The following is a 19,649-nucleotide window of genomic DNA, read 5'->3' on the forward strand; positions in this document are numbered from 1 at the left end:
AGCAGGTATCACCGTGGCCCAAACGACCAAGTACGTCATTAAATACAAACTCAACGGTGAACGCCGCTTCGAGTTTGCCCAGCTTGTAAACGGCACCGCAGAAGAAGCCAAGGCGGCGCTTGAGGCCATTCACGGCCAGAGCGACGACGTCATCAGCGAGATCAGCGTCAGCAAAGCGCTGTAATAGCCCACGGAGCGACAGCATGGATGTCTGCTCCCGCTTCTGAAGTTTGACCGCAAGCACCGGGGTGTTCGCCCCGCCACCACGGCCTAGACTGACCACCTAAACCTTTGGTGAAGGCGTCAGAACATGCTGGAGCAACAACTCGATCAGGATGGCTGCGCCATTATCCGATCACTCCTGAGTGCCGAGGACTGCGACGAAATCAGCGCCTTCTACGGGCAGCCTGAGCTTTTTCGTTCACAGGTGATCATGGCTCGTCACGGTTTTGGCCGTGGCGAGTACAAATACTTCAAGTATCCCCTGCCGGAACCCATTGCCCGTTTGCGCAGCGAGCTCTACCCCGGACTGGTACCGATCGCGAATCGCTGGTACGAATGCATGGACCTGCCGACGCGCTTTCCCGCCACGCACGAAGCGTTTCTGCAACGCTGCCATGCCGCCGGTCAGGAACGGCCGACGCCCTTATTGCTGCAATATGGCCCGCAGGACTACAACTGCCTGCATCAGGATCTGTACGGCGAACACGTCTTCCCGTTGCAAGTGGCGATTCTTCTGTCGGCACCCAACGAAAATTTTACCGGCGGCGAATTCGTCCTGACCGAACAGCGCCCGCGAATGCAGTCACGCCCTCAGGTTATTGACCTGAAGAAAGGCGATGCCTTGATCTTTGCCGTCAGCCAGCGGCCGGTCAAAGGTGTTCGCGGGTATTACCGCGTGAACATGCGTCACGGCGTGAGTCGCGTGCACAGCGGAAAACGGCATACCCTTGGAATCATCTTTCACGATGCGTTATGACTCATGAGCCCCGCCACTCTGGATTTGTTTGCCAACGTAGAACCCGAACAGCCGCCCAGGCGCGACCAGATCGGCGAACAAGCCTGCGTCTTGCGCGGCTTTGCCCTGCCCTGGATGGATCCGTTACTGATCGCGCTGGACACGATTTTGACGGCCGCCCCGTTTCGACAGATGGTCACGCCCGGTGGCTTTACCATGTCGGTTGCGTTAAGCAGTTGCGGTGCCTTGGGCTGGACCACTGATCGAAGCGGCTACAAATACACGCGCAATGACCCACAGACCGGGCAACCCTGGCCAGAGATGCCCCTGGTATTTTTCGAACTGGCACAAGCAGCGGCGCGTGAAGCGGGATTCGCGGATTTTGTTCCCGACTCCTGCTTGATCAATCGTTATGTCCCTGGGGCAAAGATGTCATTGCACCAGGATAAAGACGAAAGGTCCTACGCAGCCCCTATCGTGTCCGTGTCGCTGGGGTTGCCTGCAATGTTCCTGTTTGGCGGTTTTGAACGAAGCGATAAAAGCCTGCGCGTGCCGTTGCTGCATGGCGACATCGTGGTTTGGGGCGGCGTGGACCGTTTGCGTTATCACGGCGTCCTGCCGATCAAGGAAGGTCATCATTCGAGACTGGGCGAAAAAAGGATCAATTTCACGTTTCGAATAGCCGGATGAAGCGCTCGAATTTGACCGCAAGACCCGGAGTGCGACGCCCCTTCTGCCTGATTAATCTGAATGAAACGGGTCAATGGACATACAGACATGACAACGCATTCGACTAAAACAGCAACTGAGATCGATCCTCGCTGGGCCGCGGTCGTCGCGCGCGATCCGGCCGCAGACGGGCAGTTTGTCTATGCGGTAAAAACCACCGGCGTCTACTGCCGCCCCAGCAGCCTGGCACGTTTACCGAAGCCGCAAAATGTCGAGTTTTTCGACACCCCGGAGCAAGCTCTGGCAGCGGGTTATCGTCCAAGCAAACGCGCCGTAAAAGATCAAAGTGACGTCGCAGCACAACATGCTGCCACCGTGGCGGCCGCTTGCCGACACATCGAATCTGCCGAAAATCTGCCGGCGCTCAATGAACTGGCGGACGCCGCGGGCCTCAGCAGTTTCCACTTCCATCGAGTGTTCAAAGCCGTAACCGGGCTGACACCCAAGGGTTACGCCACGGCCCATCGCTCGCGCAAGGTTCGTGAGCGTCTAGAGTACGGCGGCACAGTCACCGATGCCCTGTATGAAGCCGGCTTCAACTCCAACAGTCGTTTTTATGAAGCCGCAGATCATCTATTGGGCATGAAGCCAGGTGACTACCGCGCCGCGGGGCAAAATACCGACATCCGTTTTGCCGTCGGTCAATGTTCCCTGGGGGCCATTCTAGTGGCCCAAAGTGAACGTGGCGTTTGCGCGATTCTGCTGGGCGACGATCCACATCAACTGGTCTGCGATCTGCAGGACAAGTTTCGCCGCGCCCATCTGATTGGTGCCGATCACGAATTCGAGCAACTGATCGCTCAGGTTGTAGGATTTATCGAAGCTCCGGCCCTTGGCCTGGACTTGCCGCTGGACGTGCGCGGCACGGCGTTTCAAGAGCGCGTCTGGCAAGCCTTGCGCGAGATTCCCCTCGGCAGCACCGCCAGTTATGCCGAGATCGCCCAACGCATCGGGTCGCCAAAAGCCGTGCGCGCCGTGGCCCAGGCTTGCGGCGCGAACAGTCTGGCGGTGGCGATCCCTTGCCACCGCGTGGTACGTAGCGACGGTAACCTGTCAGGTTACCGCTGGGGGGTTGAGCGCAAGCGCCAGTTGCTGGAGCGCGAGACGCGCTGATCAGCGATTCACATCGACCACCACCCGCCCGCGCAACTGTCCGGCGAGCAAGCGCGGTGCGGCATCGATGACTTCGCTCAAACCGATTTCATGACTGATGAGCGGTAACAGTGCGAAATCCAGATCCTTGGCCAGCCGATTCCACGCCAGCACTCGTTTGGCCTTGGGCTGGGTCACGCTGTTGATCCCGGCCAATGTCACGCCGCGTAAAATGAACGGTGCGACCGAACCCGGAAAGTCCATGCCTTGCGCCAGACCACACGCCGCGACCGTGCCGTTGGCCTTGGTGCTGGCGCAGGCATTGGCCAGCGTGTGACTGCCGACCGAGTCAATGACCGCTGCCCAACGTTCCTTCGCCAGCGGTTTGCCGGGGTCGGACAGCGTGGCGCGGTCAATGATTTCACTGGCGCCCAGTCGTTTCAGATACTCGTGTTCAGACGTGCGCCCGGTGGATGCCACGACGCGATAACCCAGCTTGCTCAGCAGCGCGATGGCGAAACTGCCTACACCGCCATTGGCACCAGTCACCAACACTTCGCCTTGCTCCGGCGTCACACCGTTATGTTCCAGCGCCAGGATGCTCAGCATGGCCGTGTAGCCGGCAGTACCGATGGCCATGGCTTGAGCGGTGGTAAATGCCTTTGGCAACGGGATTAGCCAGTCACCGTTCAGGCGTGCCTTCTGCGCCAATCCACCCCAATGCCCCTCGCCCACTCCCCATCCATTGAGCACGACGTGATCACCGACCTTGTAGTCCGGGTGCTCACTGACTTCGACAGTGCCGGCCAGATCGATCCCCGGCACCATCGGGAATTTGCGCACCACCGGGCTGCTGCCGGTGATTGCCAATCCATCCTTGAAGTTCAGGGTGCTGTACGCCACGCGTACCGTCACGTCACCCTCGGGCAGTTGATCGTCATTGATCTCTTGCAGTGTGGCCCGGTAACCGCTGTCGTCTTTGTCGATCAAAATACCGTTGAACATCGTTGCCTCTCAATGGAATCAATCAGAATGTGGGACCCTTGAAATACCACAAAGAAACGTTTGGCCGTACACGACTTTAAGCCAAACCGCTGACCAGCCAAAAGTCGACTGGCCCTTCACCCGCGATAGCTGGTAAAAAACCGGTTCTACCGTCCCAGCCCTGTTTTGACGTCGGAGCATCATTCACATGAGCCAATGGCCAGACACTCGCATTCTCGACCTGCTCGGTATCGAACTGCCGATCATCCAGGCCCCCATGGCCGGCGCCAATGGATCGGCCATGGTTATCGCTGTGAGTAACGCCGGCGGTCTGGGCTCGATGCCGGCGGCGATGCTGAGCATCGAGCAACTGCGCGAGGAGCTGAAGACGATTCGCCAACACAGCCAGCGCCCATTCAACATCAACTATTTCTGCCATCAACCTCCGGCTCCGGATGAGCAACGTGCCCGGGACTGGAAGAACTTGCTGGAACCTTACTACCGTGAACTGGGCGTCGATTTCGATGCGCCGACACCGGTATCTAATCGAGCACCTTTCGATGCCGCGGCCTGTGAGGTCGTCGAAGAGTTTCGCCCTGAAGTGGTCAGTTTTCACTTCGGCCTGCCAGAGAAGTCTTTGCTGGATCGAGTAAAAGCCACCGGCGCGAAAATTCTGTCCTCGGCCACCACGGTCGAAGAAGCCGTCTGGCTGGAACAGCAGGGCTGTGACGCAATCATCGCCATGGGTTACGAGGCCGGCGGTCATCGCGGGATGTTTCTCAGTGACGATCTGAGCAGCCAGGTCGGGACCTTTGCTTTGGTGCCTCAGATTGTCGATGCCGTGAAAGTGCCGGTGATTGCAGCGGGTGGAATCAGTGATGCGCGAGGAGTTGCGGCAGCCTTTGTGTTGGGCGCTTCGGCGGTGCAGGTGGGCACGGCTTACTTGTTCACGCCAGAAGCCAAGGTCAGCCGGTCACACAACAAAGCGCTGCACACCGCCAAAGAAAGCGAGACCGCTGTCACCAACATTTTCACGGGTCGCCCGGCACGCGGCATTCTCAATCGGGTGATGCGCGAGATCGGGCCGATCTGCGATAAAGCGCCGACCTTCCCACTTGCCGGTGGTGCGCTGATGCCGTTGCGAGCCAAGGACGAAGCGGATTTCAGCAATTTGTGGGCTGGGCAGGCATTCAGGCTAGGCGTTGAAATGACGGCTGCACAATTGACCCGACACTTGGCGGACACAGGACTGGCCAAGCTGCTCGGTCGATAAGCCCAGCTGCCGAAGGCTGCGTCAGCGGCTACAGCTTCATGTGACAGCTTCAACCAACACGTTCCGTTAGCAGGCATTTCGCTATATATTCAGCTATATAGCGTTTCACCCCCTTGCTGCACTCGCCTATCACGGAGCCGTTTCATGACTATTCGTGCCTCACGTTTTGCCCCTACTTGCCTTGCCAGCCTGATCGCAGTATTCGCTTTCGGCTCCGCACACGCGGACGAAGTACAGGTCGCCGTCGCAGCCAATTTCACCGCCCCTATTCAAGCCATCGCTGCTGATTTCGAAAAAGACACCGGGCACAAACTGGTCGCGGCTTATGGTGCAACCGGGCAGTTCTACACCCAGATCAAGAATGGCGCGCCGTTCGAAGTGTTCCTCTCGGCAGACGACACCACGCCGCAAAAACTTGAAGCCGAAGGCGACACGGTCAAGGGATCGCGCTTCACCTACGCCATCGGCACTCTGGCCTTGTGGTCGGCCAAAGACGGCTACGTCGATGCCAAGGGCAAAGTGCTGAGTGACAACCAGTATCAGCATCTGTCTATCGCCAACCCCAAAGCCGCACCTTACGGCCTGGCCGCAACTCAGGTACTGGCCAAGCTGGGGCTGACCGACAAGGTCAAGGATAAGATCGTTGAGGGCCAGAACATCACCCAGGCCTATCAATTCGTCTCCACCGGCAATGCCGAACTTGGCTTTGTTGCCTTGTCGCAGATCTACAAAGACGGCAAAGTCACCGGCGGTTCGGCATGGATCGTTCCAGCCGACATGCACGAGCCGATCAAACAAGATGCGGTGATCCTCAACAAAGGCAAGGACAACCCGGCCGCCAAGGCACTGGTTGACTACCTGAAAGGTCCGAAAGCCGCCGCAATCATCAAATCCTACGGTTACCAACTCTAAATGACACTGACGAGTGCCGACTTTTCCGCCATCTGGCTGACCCTCAAACTGGCGTCTCTGACGACTGCCATCCTGTTGGTCATCGGCACTCCGATTGCATTATGGCTGTCGCGCACCCGCTCCTGGTTGCGCGGCCCGGTCGGGGCGATTGTCGCCCTGCCCCTGGTCCTGCCGCCCACAGTGATTGGCTTTTATCTGTTGCTGGCGCTGGGGCCTCACGGCTTTGTCGGTCAGTTCACCCAATCGCTGGGGTTTGGCACCCTGACATTCAGTTTTGCGGGGTTGGTCGTCGGCTCAGTGCTGTACTCGATGCCATTCGTGATTCAACCGCTGCAAAACGCCTTTTCCGCCATTGGCACTCGCCCCTTGGAAGTTGCCGCGACCTTACGCGCCAATCCGTGGGATACCTTCTTCAGTGTAATCCTGCCGCTCGCACGACCCGGCTTTATCACTGCTGCGATCCTCGGCTTCGCCCACACCGTCGGCGAGTTCGGCGTGGTATTGATGATCGGCGGCAACATCCCGGACAAGACTCGCGTGGTGTCGGTGCAGATCTACGATCATGTCGAAGCCATGGAATACGCTCAGGCCCATTGGCTCGCGGGAGTGATGCTGGTGTTCTCCTTTGCGGTGTTGTTGGCGCTGTACTCCAGCCGTAAAACCAAAGCGGGCTGGAGCTGATCGATGATCGATATGCGTCTGAAACTGAACTATTCGGGGTTCGCCCTGGACGTGGACCTGCAATTGCCTGGCCGTGGCGTAACGGCGCTTTACGGACACTCGGGCTCGGGGAAGACCACCTGCCTGCGCTGCATCGCCGGTCTGGAACGGGCGCAACAGGGTTTTATCCAGGTCAACGATGAGGTCTGGCAGGACAGCGAGAAGAAGATTTTCGTACCGCCACATAAACGAGCGCTGGGTTATGTTTTTCAGGAAGCCAGCCTGTTTCCGCATCTGTCGGTGCTGGCGAATCTGCAGTTTGGCCTCAAACGCATCCCGAAACAGCAACGCCGGGTGGACATGGGCCATGCCACGGAACTGCTGGGGATTGGGCACCTGTTGGAGCGTCACCCGCAGCACCTTTCCGGCGGCGAACGGCAACGGGTCGGGATCGCCCGCGCACTGCTCACCAGCCCGAAACTTTTGTTGATGGACGAACCGTTGGCAGCGCTGGACAGTCAGCGCAAAAACGAAATCCTGCCATACCTGCAACGCCTGCACGATGAACTGGACATCCCGGTGTTGTACGTCAGTCACTCACAGGATGAGGTCGCGCGGCTGGCCGATCACATCGTCTTGCTGAGCGAAGGCAAGGCACTGGCCAGCGGCCCCATCGGCGAAACCCTCGCTCGCCTCGACCTGCCGCTGGCGCTGGGCGACGACGCGGGGGTGGTGATCGAAGGACATGTCAGCGCGTATGACGCCCACTACCAGTTGCTGACCTTGCAGTTACCCGATACCGATCTGGGCATTCGCGTAGCCCACGCGCCCATGCCCCTGGGCCAGGCACTGCGTTGTAAGGTTCACGCGCGCGATGTCAGCCTGAGCCTGCGCAGCGTCGAGCAAAGCAGCATCCTCAATCGCTTGCCGGTGACGGTGATCAGTGAAATCGGCGCCGACAACGCCGCCCACGTGTTGATCCGCCTGAACGCCGCCGGCACACCCTTGCTATCGCGTATCACACGCTATTCCCGAGACCAATTGGGCGTGCATCCAGGCCAGCAACTCTGGGCACAAATCAAAGCAGTGGCAGTCCTGGCCTAAGTCTTTTGGCACCAACGACAAAGGAGTGCGGTCAATGGCTGTACTGGCCCCTGATTTGTTGACGAGGTTGACTCGCCATGTCCGATATTGCTCTGCCCGAGGTATTGCCACCCGACCTGCACTATGTCGATGACACGCAGCCCGGAATCACGCGCAAACTGCTGCGTGGAAAATTTTGTTACTTCGATCCTGAAGGCCAGCGCATTACCGACCCGGACGAAATCAAACGCCTCAACGCCCTCGCCGTGCCACCGGCCTATACGAATGTTTGGATTTGCTCCGATCCGTGCGGTCATCTGCAAGCCACCGGCCTCGACGCTCGCGGTCGCAAGCAATACCGCTACCACCCGCGCTGGCGCGAGGTGCGTGATGCCGACAAATATTCGCGCCTGCGGGATTTCGGCCTGGCACTGCCGAAACTGCGCAAACAGCTTGAAACACTGCTGTCCGCGCCTGGTTTCAGTCGAGACAAAGTCATGGCCACCGTCATTACCTTGCTCGATGCGACACTGATCCGGGTCGGAAACACTCAATACGCCCGGGATAATCGGTCCTACGGATTGACCACCCTGCGCAGCCGCCACGTTGAAGTCAACGGCAGTGCGATCCGCTTCCAGTTCCGCGGCAAGAGTGGCGTCGAGCACCAGATCACCGTGAAAGACCGGCGCCTGGCCCGGATCATCAAGCGCTGCCAGGAAATCCCCGGACAAAACCTGTTTCAGTATCTGGATGAAAACGGCGAGCGACATACCGTCAGTTCCGCCGACGTCAATGCCTACCTGCAAACCCTCACCGGCGCCAATTTCACGGCAAAGGATTACCGCACCTGGGCGGGCAGTGTTCTGGCGTTGTCCGTGCTGCGCGATGTGCAGTGGGAACCTGAGCCGGATGCGAAGCGGCAGGTCGTAGAGATGGTGAAGAACGTCGCCAGACAATTGGGCAATACGCCGGCGGTGTGCCGAAAATGCTACATCCACCCGGCGGTGCTCGACGCTTTTATGCTCGGTGGGCTGGCTGAACTGCCCCGGCCAAGAGTGCGCAAAGGACTAAAGTCAGAGGAAGTCGGGCTGGCGATGTTCCTTGAGCGAATGCTCGCCAGTACTGAGGCGACGAACTGACCTGCCTATTTTTTGCACGATTACAAACAACTTCTATAGTTGATCTGAATAGGATCAGCTGCGGTGACGCCATGGAAGACATATTCGTTGTGAAGCGATGCAACAGGATCATCATTCATGGCCGCCGAGCCGGAGAAACCGCTCACCCATCACCCGACGCTGCAGTCTGGTATCGCATTGCCGATACTCGCACGCAGGGGTTTATCGGGGACGGGTTTGATGCTGAAACAGATGCCACACACGAATGCCAACGGCTGAATTCAACGTCGCAAGTGATGGCCCGGCAAAGTTGATAAATATTCACCTGACAGCCACGGGTCTATACTGAAAACAACTGAAGGAACAGCAACCCCAACAGCAGAAAGCTCGCCACACGCGGGCTTTTTGTTGCCATTTGCCAGGTTTCTTCTATGGAGGTGTTTGCCATGTCCGAAAAAGAGTCCATCACCACCCTCCTCACCCTGCTCGACTCCCGGCAGGCTCGACTTGCCGCCGCGTGCAAGGAAATTGCCGACTGGGTCGATCATCAAGGAGGGCACCCGACAGCCCTGAGAATTCGTGATCGGCTGAACGACATCGAAAAGGACACGCCCCTGATTCGAAACACGCTGTCGTCTTTACAACCTGTCGACCGGCCCCTCCCACGGTTCAGATGATTCAATCCGGACACGCGACGCAAGAACAGGGCTGTTTCACGCCCCGTGAACGGTGACCTCATCGTCACCGGGGTTGCGCATGTCTGTCCATCTGCTGTTGCACCCTCAACCCGGCCTGTCGCCGGGCTTTTTTTTCGACACATCTTTCACGTCGCATTGACAACTCAAGCCCTACAGTGAATCACTCCTTTGAAGAATTATCTTGGTCTGCCCGCATGCAGGCCTTTTTTTTGCCTCTGAACATCTATCGGACTACGCCGATGTATTGTCGAAACCGAGCTGTTCGCGAGGAAGCCAGCGAACGCTTGCGTTTGCGGGGTGTCAACCGATTACACGTCGCGAAGGAGGCGTTCCATGGTCACCCACTTCAAAGTCAGCGGGCACTTGGCCTGCGGTCACAAAGGCAGCAACCTCACATCCACCCAAGAACTGAACCGTGTGAAATGCAGAAGTTGCCGAAACACCGATGCGTACAAGGAAGCCCGTAAGGACCAGCGCAATGCGGCACGCCGTGCTGCACGCAAGGCCAAAGCCACTCACACCGCCACTGACTGGCGCTCAGCCTGGACCGAGCGGCTTACTGCCATGGCCGGGCTGCAAAGACTGCCTCGTGGTTTTACCGGCCAGCCTTTTGTTTAGGAGGCTCACTCGATAACTGGGTCGACTTCGTTCGGCCCGGTGCCTTTCAAAGACTCGGGTAAATGCGGGCTCGCGGGCCGCATGATTTCTGCGAGCGACATGCGTTTGAACGCTTCAACCAATCGCCGCCCCTCATCAGGTGTACAGGTAAAGGCCAATCGCACAGTCGCCTCACCCATTTGCCAGATCAGAAAAGCGGTATCTGCGACTTGCTGTGTATCACAGCCTGGAAACACCCGAAGCATCGCATCGGCCAGCAACTTGCCCGCGACGCGACTCTCTTGCAACTCCAACGCCAGTAATTGCTTGTCGGCCTGCATCCCCGACCAGATATCACGCATCACCGGCTCTGCCTGAACGATGTGGTAATACTGCTCAAGCAAGTCCGAATACGCCTCACGCAAGCCTTGTGCGTCCTGGACCGCCACCAGTGCCGCTTCAATACACCGGCGACTCTCGGCGTTATAGCGCTCGGCCAGCATACGAATCACAGAGCTCTTGTCCGGAAAGTACTGATACAGCGATCCAATCGAAATCTGCGAGCGTTCGGCAATTTCACTCATCTTTAGCGAATCGCTGCCCTTGGTCGCGATTAGCTGCGTGGCCACCGTCAGTATTCGCTCTTGTCGCTCGCGACTGCGTTGTTGCGTGGGGTTACGTCGGGTCGGCTCAGAAAAGGGCTCTTCGCGTCCGGTGGTGGCTTTCTTCAGGTAAAACAGGGAGCAGGATTACTCAACGTCTAAAAGCTGCGGAACTACCTGTGCGCCTCGGATCTCGCCAGGCAAATCCGCCCTTCGATTGGGAGGATCGGTCCACTTGGGATGCAGCGCTAGATGGAGTTCGCGCTGTTTACATTTCCTACCAACCGGACCTCGCCGTTCCAGATGCCGTCGAAACGGTTCAGGCATTTACCGACCTGGCCGTCAAAAGTGGCGTCGGCAAACTGGTGCTGCTGTCCGGACGCGGAGAGGCCGAAGCAGAACACGCCGAACGCGTTATTCAGCACAGCGGCATCGACTGGACCATTCTTCGTTGCAGCTGGTTCTTCCAGAACTTCAGTGAGGCGCATTTTCTAGAGCCAATTCTTCAGGGCGAACTGGCGCTTCCCGTCGACAATATCGCGGAGCCCTTTGTCGATGTGGAAGACATTGCCGAGATTGCAGTCCAGGCGCTGACCCAACCCGGACACTCAGGGCAACTGTATGAACTGACGGGGCCACGGGCGCTAACGTTTGCTGACGCTGTTGCTGTAATTGCGCGAGAGACCCGGCGCGATATCCGTTTCCTCGCCGTCCCGCCGAAGGCCTATCAGGAGGCGCTGGAGCAGGAACAATTGCCTGCCGAATTGATTGAGCTGGTGAACTATCTTTTCACCACCGTGCTCGACGGCCGAAATACACCGGGCGCCGATGGAGTACAACGAGCACTGGGCCGACCGGCTCGAGACTTTACTGACTATGCTCGGCGGACCGCAAAAACGGGTATTTGGACGCCTGCGTAGATACCGGCTCAGCAGCGTAGTCTTATTTTCCACCTATACTCATCGAGACGCTCGATTTTGCCATTCTTTGCGTGCGTCTCCTCGCCCAACGTCGTACTCGCGGTGATCACACTCAGGCAAATCAATGGTTTTCAAAATGACAAGGAATGTCATGCCATCACCGCTTTCGACCACCGCCGGGAGAATCGTCGATGAGAAATCTAACTGTCCTGTCAACTGCCCTTGCTGTCGTTCTTGCAGGTTGTGCCTCAGCCCCATCGGGAACGCACACGGAAACTTGCAAGGCAACCAATGAGCAAGAAATCTCGGCTTTGTTTGACCGATGGAATCGCTCGCTGCAAACCGGAGACCCACACCAGGTTGTCGCCAACTATGCCGAGCGTTCGGTCCTTCTTCCTACCGTGTCGAACAAACCGAGACTAACGGCGGCCGAGAAGGAGGACTACTTCCATCACTTCCTGGAGAACAAGCCCGAAGGCAGGATCGACTCAAGGACAATATTTATTGATTGCAACTCTGCGGTTGACGTTGGGCTCTATACGTTCACCTTTAGAACTACAGGTACTCAAGTCAAAGCTCGCTTCACATACACCTACAAGTGGGACGGAAAGCAGTGGTTGATTACGAGTCATCACTCCTCTGCAATGCCTGAGAAGAATTGAGGCGGCGATCACTCTGATAGCGACAGCGGGTTGGTTGCGATCAATCAAGACTGGCTGCCCCGGACCCGAAGCAACAATCGGCCGGTCTCAGCCCTTCCCGATAGTTAGGAAAAAGACAAAAGCCCCCCCCTCAGATGCCTACGAAAGCAGGCGTGATTAATCATTCAACATCATGACTCAAGTCAACACCTTGCCTGCCGAGGTCAGGCAAAATTCTGCGTAGCAGGAAAAGAAAACAGAATTTCAGCCAAGCTCGTGACAATACGAGACCGCCTGTTGGTCGTACGCCCGTAGATCAACCTCAACAGATGACCCTATGAAAGACCCCATTCGTTACGCCGACTACTTGCATATGATCGGAGCCGGTCGCCGCGAAATCCCCATGCGTCAACTAGTCTCGGCGCCAGTTCGCGATGCCGATGGCCGATGGCAGGCCGCGCCCCACAAAGCTGCAAAATTGCGTGGAGGCGAGATCGCCGCCATCCTCAAGCCCTATCTCAATGTCCGGCTGATGGAGCAGCTTCGCGCCGTGGTGCCACTGGCCGTGTACCTGGTGCTGTTTCAGATCATCATCCTGCGCCAGCTGGTTGAGGACTCGCTACTGGTCACGGGAGGCCTGTTCGCCGTCATCGTCGGACTGATGCTGTTCATGGAAGGGCTGAAACTCGGCCTGATGCCATTCGGCGAAGTAATCGGCAGCAACCTTCCGCGCAAGTTATCCCTGCCGGTGGTGTTGCTGGTTACCCTGCTGCTGGGCATCGGGGTGACTTTCGCTGAACCCGCCATCGGCGCGTTACGTGCCGCTGGACAGAACGTTTCTGCGCAGCACGCGCCCTACCTCTGGGCGATACTCAACCAGTGGACCAGCGAACTGGTTCTGGTTGTGGGGGCCAGCGTCGGTCTGGCCGCTGTAACCGGTACGCTCCGTTTCCTCTACGGCTGGAGCCTGAAGCCGCTGATCTATTTATCGCTGGCGCCCGTTCTGCTGCTGACGGTGTATATGAGCAGCGATCCTGAGCTTGCAAAGATTATCGGCCTGGCCTGGGATGCTGGCGCGGTCACCACCGGGCCGGTCACTGTTCCGCTGGTGCTGGCGTTGGGCATCGGCATCGCGGCGGCTGCCGGCAAGGGTGGTTCCGGACTGTCCGGGTTCGGTATTGTCACCTTGGCCTCGCTGTTTCCCGTCATCGGAGTGATGCTGCTGGGCCTGTATGTGGCGGCTATCTCTTCGCCGGCAGAAATCATCGCCGCGGCGCAGGCCGCTATCAACGCCGGTCAACAGACCGCAGACTGGCACACGGTCAGCCCCGGACTGGAGATTGTTTCGGGGGTACGGGCCATCGTGCCATTGGTGATATTTCTTCTGATCGTGCTGAAACTGCTGCTGCGCCAAAGCCTGCCGCGGCGCCGCGAGATCTTCCTTGGTATCACCCTCACCGTGGTGGGCATGTGCGTGTTCAATCTCGGTCTGACCTACGGTCTGTCCAAGCTGGGAGGAAGTGCGGGCTCGCTGATTCCAGCAGCCTTCATGCAGACTCCCGGCTCGGACGATTCCCCGCTCTATAGGTATGAGGTGGGGTTGGTGCTGGCCTTGGCATTCGCCTGGGTGCTCGGGTACGGGGCTACCGTCGCCGAACCTGCCCTGAATGCACTCGGCGTCACCGCGGAGACTCTTACCAACGGCTTTATCCGCAAACGCAGCCTTATACGCGCAGTATCGATAGGTGTCGCCTGCGGTATTGCCGTGGGTGTAGCCAAGTTGGTGTTCGGCCTGCCACTGGTCTGGCTGGTGGTGCCGCCCTACCTGTTCGCGGTGGTACTCACGATTTTTTCGACCGAAGAGTTTGTCAATGTGGCCTGGGATAGCGCGGGCGTCACCACGGGCCCAATAACCGTCCCGCTCGTTCTGGCCATGGGGCTGGGACTGGGCAATGCCACCAACGCAGTCGAGGGTTTCGGAATTCTTTGTATGGCATCCGTCGGCCCGGTCATCAGCGTCATGCTCCTCGGACAGTGGGCGCGCTTCCAATTGTGGAGACAGACGAAGGCCGCCACGAAACAGCCTGCGAATCAATTATTGGGCACGGGAGAAGCAGGATGAAAGCTGAAGGAATTACCTACCTTACTGACGTTGCACTGATCACCTGCATTGTCCCCGTCGGGCGCGCAGATCTGGTGATCCGTGCGGCCCAGGGCATGGGTGCGCCAGGCGCCATTGTCTACCACGCTAACGGACTTGGCCCCCGTGAGCGGCTTGGCCTGCTTAGTATCGCCATCGATGCGGAGAAAGAAGTGGTCAGCCTGTTTGTAGCTGCCGACTACCAGGACGCGGTAATCGAGGCTATTTATCACGCGGCCAATCTGGATGTTCCCGGAGCCGGCATGATCTATGCGACAGCGGTGGAAAAAGTGGCGACCTACATCCCGCGCGAAATGCTGGAACAAGGAAGTGCCTTGTGAGCGTCGCGGTTGCGGGTATACCGGGCGGCGCGGCAAAACTCATTACCTGTGTGTTGCCCGACGATGGCACGGAGCGCAAGCTACTGATGCTGTTGCGAGAGACGCATGGCATTACGCGCGCGGACAGCGTTAGCTGCCGCGGCGTGGCCGTACTACAGGCCGCCAAATCCCCCCGCAACGAAGTGCCAGAGGCGGTTCTCACCCGGGTGGTCAACGTGGTGGTGGATGAACCCGAGGCCGAGGCGGTGTTCGACTTTATTTGTGCACACGCCGAGCTGACCGCGCCTGGCAGAGGTTTGGTGTACATGGCTGCATTAAGTTTCGCGACCCCACTGGCGATGCCTGAGGGCGTAACGCAGGAGCCCGGCGCGAAGGCAGAGGGATTTTGAAAACACTAAATTACAAAACGCCCGCGGAAAGATTTAGCCAATCTGTTGCATCGACCGGTTGAATCCACAGCCAAAAGCGGTCTCTCGCGGACAATGACGCTTACCTTCAGCTTTTTGGTACTTGCCAAGCAACGGCTCATGACTGGCGGCGGTAGCCATGTCGGCAACGACCTACTCTAGGTTTGCATCGAGCCGGCCTTAAGCCCCCCTGGGGGATACATGCCTCAGCCGCGCTGCAGAGCGCTGCTGGCGAGCGCTAATATTTTTGGCTGGCGCCGCTTGACGCCCCCGCGGGGCTATTCTTGAATCTTGATTACTGATGGGTTTCCGTGGTCAGCGCGCCCTTTCCGACCGACGCGCCTGGCACTACTCGCAGCATGTAGCCAAACTCGCCGTCGGGCTTCTTGAACCGGCTCTTGCTTACCGGGAAAAAGGATTTGCCATGCCTAATTTGGTGATTTGCTGCGACGGCACCTGGAACACCCCCGACCAACTGGATCAGGGCGTTCCCGCCCCCACCAACGTGGTGCGGCTGTACAACGCTGTAGCCGATTTCGACGCTCAGGGCGCAGTGCAAACTACCTACTATCACCCCGGTGTCGGCACCGATGGCAGTTGGTGGGATAAAGCCGTCGGCGGTGGCACCGGTGCCGGCCTTGACGAAAACATCATGAGCGCCTACCAGAAGCTCTGTTACTGCTATCAGCCTGGCGATGCCATCTTCCTGTTCGGCTTCAGCCGCGGCGCCTACACGGTGCGCAGCCTCGCCGGGTTCATTGGCCGCTGCGGGCTGTTGCAGATCGCCGGGTTACCACCGGCCGAGGTCTGGGCGCGCATCCAGACCCTGCTCATCCGCGGCTACCGGCGTAAAACCGAGGAGCGCAAAGACTGGGCCGCTCAAGGCTGGCAGTTCCACAACACGGAAAATGCATCGATCCCAATTCATTTCATTGGGGTATGGGACACAGTCGGTGCACTGGGCATCCCCGACGACATGGCACTGCTCAATCTGCTCGACAATCGCGAACGCTACACCTTCCACGACACCACGCTGCACCCCTCGGTAAAGTACGCCTGCCACGCGCTGGCGATGGACGAACGCCGTGCCTCGTTCCAGCCGACGCTGTGGAGCAAGCCGCCGAAGGGCACCGAACTCAAACAAATCTGGTTCCCCGGTGTGCATTCTGACGTCGGCGGTGGCTACCAGAACTGCGGCCTGGCCAACGGCGCGCTGAAGTGGATGCTTGATGAAGCGGGCGCGGCCGGTCTGAATTTCGACCCGAATATTGTCGGGCAGATCAAACCGGACCTCTACGACACCATGCACGACTCCTGTAATGGCGTATTCAACGTGCTGGCGACTCAGCCGCGCAGCGTGGCCGACATGACCACACAACCGGCGCTATTCCACAGTTCAGCACTGGCAAGGCAGAAAACTCCGCCCATTACCCAATCGCCCTACCGCAAAGCGCGCTTGCTGGCACCACCGACCCCGCTGGTGCTCGACATCTCCGCGCGCCTGCCGTGGAACGAAACCGGCCTATGGCTCAACGCGGGCACCACTTACACCTTCAGCGCCAGCGGTGAGTGGCTGGACGCCTCGATCGTTTGCGACCCGGCAGGGCCATTGAATAACCATTTTCAACCCAGCGAACTGGCTTACCTGGCGGGCGCTGCGCTGGGCAAACTGGAAACCTGGTACGGCAAGCTGTTTAACAACAACAGCGCAAACTTTTACTTCACCCGCCGCCACGAGAATTACCCTTGGTTCAGTCTCGTCGGCGCAATTGCCAACAGCGATGGTGTCGACGCCAAAGGCATCCTGCTGAAACCGGAAACCTTCCTCATCGGCCACGGCTGCACGTATACGCCGAAGCGCTCGGGGTATTTCTATGCCTATGCCAACGACGCGTGGAATTGCTATGGGAATAACAAGGGGCATGTGGCGTTGACGATTCAGTAATCCATTGCTGATCACCGGCTCATTGCGAGGAAGTAGTCTCCAGGGTGGATAAACCTGCTGAACAGAAAATGGGCTCCGAGCTGTCTTCGCTCCTCAACTTCATCCCTCAACCAACAAGCACGCCGTAAGCCGCTCTACGCGAAGCGGCGGCCGGGCTGGCTGAAGCCGCTAGGATCAGCCGACCGTATAGCTAATAGCGGCGTAGTAGGTCTTCGCGTAACTGGCCACGAGATCGGCACTTTCCAGGCCGTTGATGATCTTGCGCGCCTGCACCCAGTTCTCATTGGACACGTTAAAGAAGTCAGATAGTTTGGCGGAAGTGAAGAGCCCGTTTCGCATCCCAATGGACAGCACTTTCAAAGCCGTATCGAGATCCATCGCTCGGTCTGGATCGGTGATGAGATCGACATTGATGGCCGTACCAAGCTTTTCGTAGTTGGTCTTGTGCGTTAGCTGAACGAACCCTCGACCAAACCATGACTTGCCGTCGGCATCGCGGCGCCAGTAGGGTGTTTTGACCCACGGCAGTTTGCTGGCAGCCCAAGCTTTTTCAAGTCGCTTTATTACGTCGTCGTCCGTTGCCGCGAATGTCTCACGCACCGGCTGCATGGTTCGGCCAGTCTCGTGGTGCGTAGTACCAAGCATATAGGCCAGCCATCTATCATCGTCTTTCGATGACTCCGCTTCCCATTTGTCAAGGATAGCGGTCATCCCATCGAGTTGGCTCTGAAGGAGCGAACCCTTGAATAGGGATTCACGGATATGCTCGAAGAAAAAACCTCTGTTGATACTCATCGGGATTCCCAAAAAAGCATTACTACCCCACCCAGGTCATGCACGAGTGAATCTGACTGAGGCAAGGTCTTGGGCACCCCACGCGCGGCTTGTCTACTACCTCAAAACGCGGGTCATACTCAAAGGCCGTGCATCCTCATGTCCAGATGACATGGCTTTTGGCTACATCAGAGAGTGTAGCAACGTATCCATGGTCTGCTTATGGCCGTTCTCTGCCGGTCGTCAGTACGGCGTGTGCTGGCCAAGTCAAATGCAAACGATGGGTCAGCACGGATGCAATTGACTGCTCAGAGGCAATGCAAATGGGTGGTCAAGTCCATGCAATTACGCAACATGGCTTGGCCGGACGAGTGCCAATTAAGCGCTGGAATGAAATCCCTAACGCTCGTAAAAACCACCTGCATCCCATAGATCCTCACGGGGTAATTGCAACCTTCATCACCCCATCGCGTTGGTGCGCAAACAGGTCATACGCCGCTTCAATGTCATCGAGCCTGTAGCGATGAGTCACGAGCGGCGATAAGTCCACCCCGCCACTTTCCACCACCCTCATCAACCGTCGCATGCGTTCCTTGCCACCGGGACACAGGGTGGTGATGATGCTGTAATCCCCTAGACCAGCGGCGAAAGCGTCAAGTGGGATTCTCAGGTCACTGGAGTAAACCCCGAGGCTGGAAAGCCGACCTCCCGGACGCAGAACCCGCAACGCCGACTCAAAGGTCCCCTGAGTACCCAATGCTTCAATGGACACATCGACTCCACGCCCATCCGTCAGGGCCATGATTTGTTCAACCACATCACCGTCCTTGAAGTTGACGACATGCGTGGCCCCCAGTTTTTTAGCGACGCTCATACGTTCGGCGACCGCATCGACACCGATAATCGTGGTCGCGCCTTTAAGCCGTGCACCGGCCACCGCGCAGAGCCCAATTGGCCCCAGGGCGAACACCGCGACGGTATCGCCGATTTCCACCCCGCCTCGCTCGGCTCCGGAAAAGCCGGTGGACATGATGTCCGGGCACATCAGCACCTGTTCGTCGCTGAGACCTTCCGGTATCGGACATAGATTGGCCAACGCATCTGGCACCAATACATATTCAGCCTGGCAACCATCAATGATATTGCCGAACTTCCAGCCACCGGTGGCCCGAAAGCCATGCCGGGTATCCGGGCCATCCTGTGAACCACAGCCGCACAGGCAAGCATAACTCTGTCCACTGGGGGTAATCGCGCCCGCGATCACCCGCTGGCCTTCGACAAAACCGAGTACCTGCGAACCGAGCCGCTCGATGATGCCGACCGGCTCATGACCGACTGTCAGGCCTTTGGCTACAGGGTATTCGCCACGCAGGATATGCACGTCGGTACCACAGATCGTGGTGGTTGTTATGCGAATCAGCGCATCGAGGGGCCCGACTTCGGGAATGGGTTTGTCGTCGAGCACGATCCGGTTTTTTTCGACGAATATTGCTGCTTTCATGGTGGCCATGGTGATCCCTCCTGATCAATATGCGATTGAGTTCAGCACGAAATCCGGACTCTGCCGGATTGCTGGATCAAAGGTTAATTGCGTATTGGGTACTTCACCGATGGGTCCAGGGGCCGATGTACGTCTGAAGTTGTGATTAATCTGACCCGGATTCCAGCCAGGAGGCTCTACGATGAAACCGCCTATTTGAATGCCTTGAGGAAGCGTGGTTCACCGCTTCTCAAGAACCTAGAATTTGGTTGACTGACTTCCTCAGGGCGTGAAG

Annotated in this window: 22 protein-coding genes; 18 read left to right on the plus strand and 4 right to left on the minus strand. The window is 58.0% G+C overall.

Annotated elements, in window-relative coordinates; translation table 11 throughout:
- The first annotated feature begins 13 nt into the window (after positions 1-13).
- The 4 genes from AC3ISI_RS14540 (at position 14) to ada (ending at position 2,800) form a co-directional block, all read left to right on the plus strand.
- Positions 14-184 (plus strand): hypothetical protein, encoded by a 171-nt coding sequence (locus AC3ISI_RS14540; RefSeq protein ID WP_489332550.1) that lies wholly within the window; start codon positions 14-16, stop codon positions 182-184.
- A 126-nt stretch (positions 185-310) separates the two neighbouring features.
- Positions 311-979, plus strand: a complete 669-nt coding sequence (locus AC3ISI_RS14545) for a 2OG-Fe(II) oxygenase (RefSeq protein WP_489332551.1) — start codon at positions 311-313, stop codon at positions 977-979.
- Between the two features lie 3 nt (positions 980-982).
- Complete coding sequence (alkB, locus tag AC3ISI_RS14550) at positions 983-1,648, plus strand: DNA oxidative demethylase AlkB (protein ID WP_489332552.1); 666 nt, start codon at positions 983-985, stop codon at positions 1,646-1,648.
- Between the two features lie 87 nt (positions 1,649-1,735).
- Positions 1,736-2,800: a bifunctional DNA-binding transcriptional regulator/O6-methylguanine-DNA methyltransferase Ada gene (gene ada, locus AC3ISI_RS14555; RefSeq protein ID WP_489332553.1), complete on the plus strand. Its 1,065-nt coding sequence runs from the start codon at positions 1,736-1,738 to the stop codon at positions 2,798-2,800.
- Here ada and acuI read toward each other — a convergent pair whose 3' ends face one another.
- Entirely contained in the window at positions 2,801-3,784 is a 984-nt protein-coding gene (gene acuI / locus AC3ISI_RS14560) for an acrylyl-CoA reductase (NADPH) (protein ID WP_489332554.1), read from the minus strand.
- 187 nt (positions 3,785-3,971) lie between these two features.
- On the opposite strand from acuI, the gene AC3ISI_RS14565 reads away from it, so the two are divergent.
- The 8 genes from AC3ISI_RS14565 to AC3ISI_RS14600 all read left to right on the plus strand — a co-directional run bounded on the left by AC3ISI_RS14565 (position 3,972) and on the right by AC3ISI_RS14600 (position 10,125).
- Positions 3,972-5,036 (plus strand): NAD(P)H-dependent flavin oxidoreductase, encoded by a 1,065-nt coding sequence (locus AC3ISI_RS14565; protein ID WP_489332555.1) that lies wholly within the window; start codon positions 3,972-3,974, stop codon positions 5,034-5,036.
- Between the two features lie 144 nt (positions 5,037-5,180).
- Positions 5,181-5,948 (plus strand): molybdate ABC transporter substrate-binding protein, encoded by a 768-nt coding sequence (gene modA, locus AC3ISI_RS14570; RefSeq protein WP_489332556.1) that lies wholly within the window; start codon positions 5,181-5,183, stop codon positions 5,946-5,948.
- Positions 5,949-6,629 carry a molybdate ABC transporter permease subunit gene (modB, locus tag AC3ISI_RS14575; RefSeq protein WP_489332557.1) on the plus strand — a complete coding sequence of 227 codons (681 nt, stop codon included), beginning with the start codon at positions 5,949-5,951 and terminating at the stop codon, positions 6,627-6,629. It abuts the gene before it with no gap.
- Between the two features lie 3 nt (positions 6,630-6,632).
- On the plus strand, positions 6,633-7,712 hold the full coding sequence (modC, locus tag AC3ISI_RS14580) for a molybdenum ABC transporter ATP-binding protein (RefSeq protein WP_489332558.1): 1,080 nt from the start codon (positions 6,633-6,635) through the stop codon (positions 7,710-7,712).
- Positions 7,713-7,789: 77 nt separating this feature from the next.
- Positions 7,790-8,830 carry a DNA topoisomerase IB gene (locus AC3ISI_RS14585; protein ID WP_489332559.1) on the plus strand — a complete coding sequence of 347 codons (1,041 nt, stop codon included), beginning with the start codon at positions 7,790-7,792 and terminating at the stop codon, positions 8,828-8,830.
- A gap of 71 nt (positions 8,831-8,901) precedes the next feature.
- Positions 8,902-9,123, plus strand: coding sequence for a hypothetical protein (locus AC3ISI_RS14590; protein WP_489332560.1), 222 nt, complete (start codon positions 8,902-8,904; stop codon positions 9,121-9,123).
- Between the two features lie 132 nt (positions 9,124-9,255).
- Positions 9,256-9,486: a hypothetical protein gene (locus AC3ISI_RS14595; protein ID WP_046038414.1), complete on the plus strand. Its 231-nt coding sequence runs from the start codon at positions 9,256-9,258 to the stop codon at positions 9,484-9,486.
- 354 nt (positions 9,487-9,840) lie between these two features.
- Entirely contained in the window at positions 9,841-10,125 is a 285-nt protein-coding gene (locus tag AC3ISI_RS14600; RefSeq protein WP_489332561.1) for a hypothetical protein, read from the plus strand.
- Positions 10,126-10,130: 5 nt separating this feature from the next.
- Here AC3ISI_RS14600 and AC3ISI_RS14605 read toward each other — a convergent pair whose 3' ends face one another.
- Positions 10,131-10,835 (minus strand): TetR/AcrR family transcriptional regulator, encoded by a 705-nt coding sequence (locus tag AC3ISI_RS14605; protein ID WP_489337719.1) that lies wholly within the window; start codon positions 10,833-10,835, stop codon positions 10,131-10,133.
- Positions 10,836-10,885: 50 nt separating this feature from the next.
- Here AC3ISI_RS14605 and AC3ISI_RS14610 point away from each other — a divergent pair, with 50 nt between their 5' ends.
- The 6 genes from AC3ISI_RS14610 to AC3ISI_RS14635 all read left to right on the plus strand — a co-directional run bounded on the left by AC3ISI_RS14610 (position 10,886) and on the right by AC3ISI_RS14635 (position 17,100).
- Positions 10,886-11,626 (plus strand): NmrA family NAD(P)-binding protein, encoded by a 741-nt coding sequence (locus tag AC3ISI_RS14610; RefSeq protein WP_489332562.1) that lies wholly within the window; start codon positions 10,886-10,888, stop codon positions 11,624-11,626.
- A 191-nt stretch (positions 11,627-11,817) separates the two neighbouring features.
- Entirely contained in the window at positions 11,818-12,288 is a 471-nt protein-coding gene (locus AC3ISI_RS14615; protein ID WP_489332563.1) for an SgcJ/EcaC family oxidoreductase, read from the plus strand.
- A 316-nt stretch (positions 12,289-12,604) separates the two neighbouring features.
- The gene (locus AC3ISI_RS14620) at positions 12,605-14,389 is read left to right on the plus strand and encodes a DUF1538 domain-containing protein (protein WP_489332564.1); all 1,785 of its coding nucleotides are present in this window, start codon (positions 12,605-12,607) and stop codon (positions 14,387-14,389) included.
- Positions 14,386-14,748, plus strand: coding sequence for a P-II family nitrogen regulator (locus AC3ISI_RS14625; protein WP_489332565.1), 363 nt, complete (start codon positions 14,386-14,388; stop codon positions 14,746-14,748). Before AC3ISI_RS14620 ends, AC3ISI_RS14625 begins: the two co-directional genes overlap by 4 nt.
- On the plus strand, positions 14,745-15,137 hold the full coding sequence (locus AC3ISI_RS14630; RefSeq protein ID WP_489332566.1) for a hypothetical protein: 393 nt from the start codon (positions 14,745-14,747) through the stop codon (positions 15,135-15,137). The genes AC3ISI_RS14625 and AC3ISI_RS14630 overlap by 4 nt, the downstream gene beginning before the upstream one ends.
- A gap of 442 nt (positions 15,138-15,579) precedes the next feature.
- Positions 15,580-17,100, plus strand: coding sequence for a T6SS phospholipase effector Tle1-like catalytic domain-containing protein (locus AC3ISI_RS14635; protein ID WP_489332567.1), 1,521 nt, complete (start codon positions 15,580-15,582; stop codon positions 17,098-17,100).
- A 174-nt stretch (positions 17,101-17,274) separates the two neighbouring features.
- Here the strand turns inward: AC3ISI_RS14635 and AC3ISI_RS14640 are convergent, their stop codons facing one another.
- Together AC3ISI_RS14640 and AC3ISI_RS14645 are read right to left on the minus strand one after the other, a co-directional pair.
- A complete protein-coding gene (locus tag AC3ISI_RS14640) occupies positions 17,275-17,895 on the minus strand; it encodes a glycoside hydrolase family 19 protein (RefSeq protein ID WP_489332568.1) in 621 nt (206 codons plus the stop codon).
- 415 nt (positions 17,896-18,310) lie between these two features.
- Positions 18,311-19,384 (minus strand): NAD(P)-dependent alcohol dehydrogenase, encoded by a 1,074-nt coding sequence (locus AC3ISI_RS14645; RefSeq protein WP_489332569.1) that lies wholly within the window; start codon positions 19,382-19,384, stop codon positions 18,311-18,313.
- Between the last annotated feature and the right edge of the window lie 265 nt (positions 19,385-19,649).

Source organism: Pseudomonas sp. GL_139_B, assembly GCF_057834475.1.

Coding starts and splice junctions, on each gene's coding strand:
- AC3ISI_RS14625 (WP_489332565.1), top strand. CDS start 14,386: ATGAAAGCTGAAGGAATTACCTACCTTACTGACGTTGCACTGATCACC.
- ada (WP_489332553.1), top strand. CDS start 1,736: ATGACAACGCATTCGACTAAAACAGCAACTGAGATCGATCCTCGCTGG.
- AC3ISI_RS14595 (WP_046038414.1), top strand. CDS start 9,256: ATGTCCGAAAAAGAGTCCATCACCACCCTCCTCACCCTGCTCGACTCC.
- AC3ISI_RS14615 (WP_489332563.1), top strand. CDS start 11,818: ATGAGAAATCTAACTGTCCTGTCAACTGCCCTTGCTGTCGTTCTTGCA.
- modC (WP_489332558.1), top strand. CDS start 6,633: ATGATCGATATGCGTCTGAAACTGAACTATTCGGGGTTCGCCCTGGAC.
- acuI (WP_489332554.1), bottom strand. CDS start 3,784: ATGTTCAACGGTATTTTGATCGACAAAGACGACAGCGGTTACCGGGCC.
- AC3ISI_RS14590 (WP_489332560.1), top strand. CDS start 8,902: ATGGAAGACATATTCGTTGTGAAGCGATGCAACAGGATCATCATTCAT.
- modA (WP_489332556.1), top strand. CDS start 5,181: ATGACTATTCGTGCCTCACGTTTTGCCCCTACTTGCCTTGCCAGCCTG.
- AC3ISI_RS14620 (WP_489332564.1), top strand. CDS start 12,605: ATGAAAGACCCCATTCGTTACGCCGACTACTTGCATATGATCGGAGCC.
- AC3ISI_RS14640 (WP_489332568.1), bottom strand. CDS start 17,895: ATGAGTATCAACAGAGGTTTTTTCTTCGAGCATATCCGTGAATCCCTA.
- AC3ISI_RS14635 (WP_489332567.1), top strand. CDS start 15,580: ATGCCTAATTTGGTGATTTGCTGCGACGGCACCTGGAACACCCCCGAC.
- AC3ISI_RS14645 (WP_489332569.1), bottom strand. CDS start 19,384: ATGGCCACCATGAAAGCAGCAATATTCGTCGAAAAAAACCGGATCGTG.
- modB (WP_489332557.1), top strand. CDS start 5,949: ATGACACTGACGAGTGCCGACTTTTCCGCCATCTGGCTGACCCTCAAA.
- AC3ISI_RS14585 (WP_489332559.1), top strand. CDS start 7,790: ATGTCCGATATTGCTCTGCCCGAGGTATTGCCACCCGACCTGCACTAT.
- AC3ISI_RS14565 (WP_489332555.1), top strand. CDS start 3,972: ATGAGCCAATGGCCAGACACTCGCATTCTCGACCTGCTCGGTATCGAA.
- alkB (WP_489332552.1), top strand. CDS start 983: ATGAGCCCCGCCACTCTGGATTTGTTTGCCAACGTAGAACCCGAACAG.
- AC3ISI_RS14600 (WP_489332561.1), top strand. CDS start 9,841: ATGGTCACCCACTTCAAAGTCAGCGGGCACTTGGCCTGCGGTCACAAA.
- AC3ISI_RS14545 (WP_489332551.1), top strand. CDS start 311: ATGCTGGAGCAACAACTCGATCAGGATGGCTGCGCCATTATCCGATCA.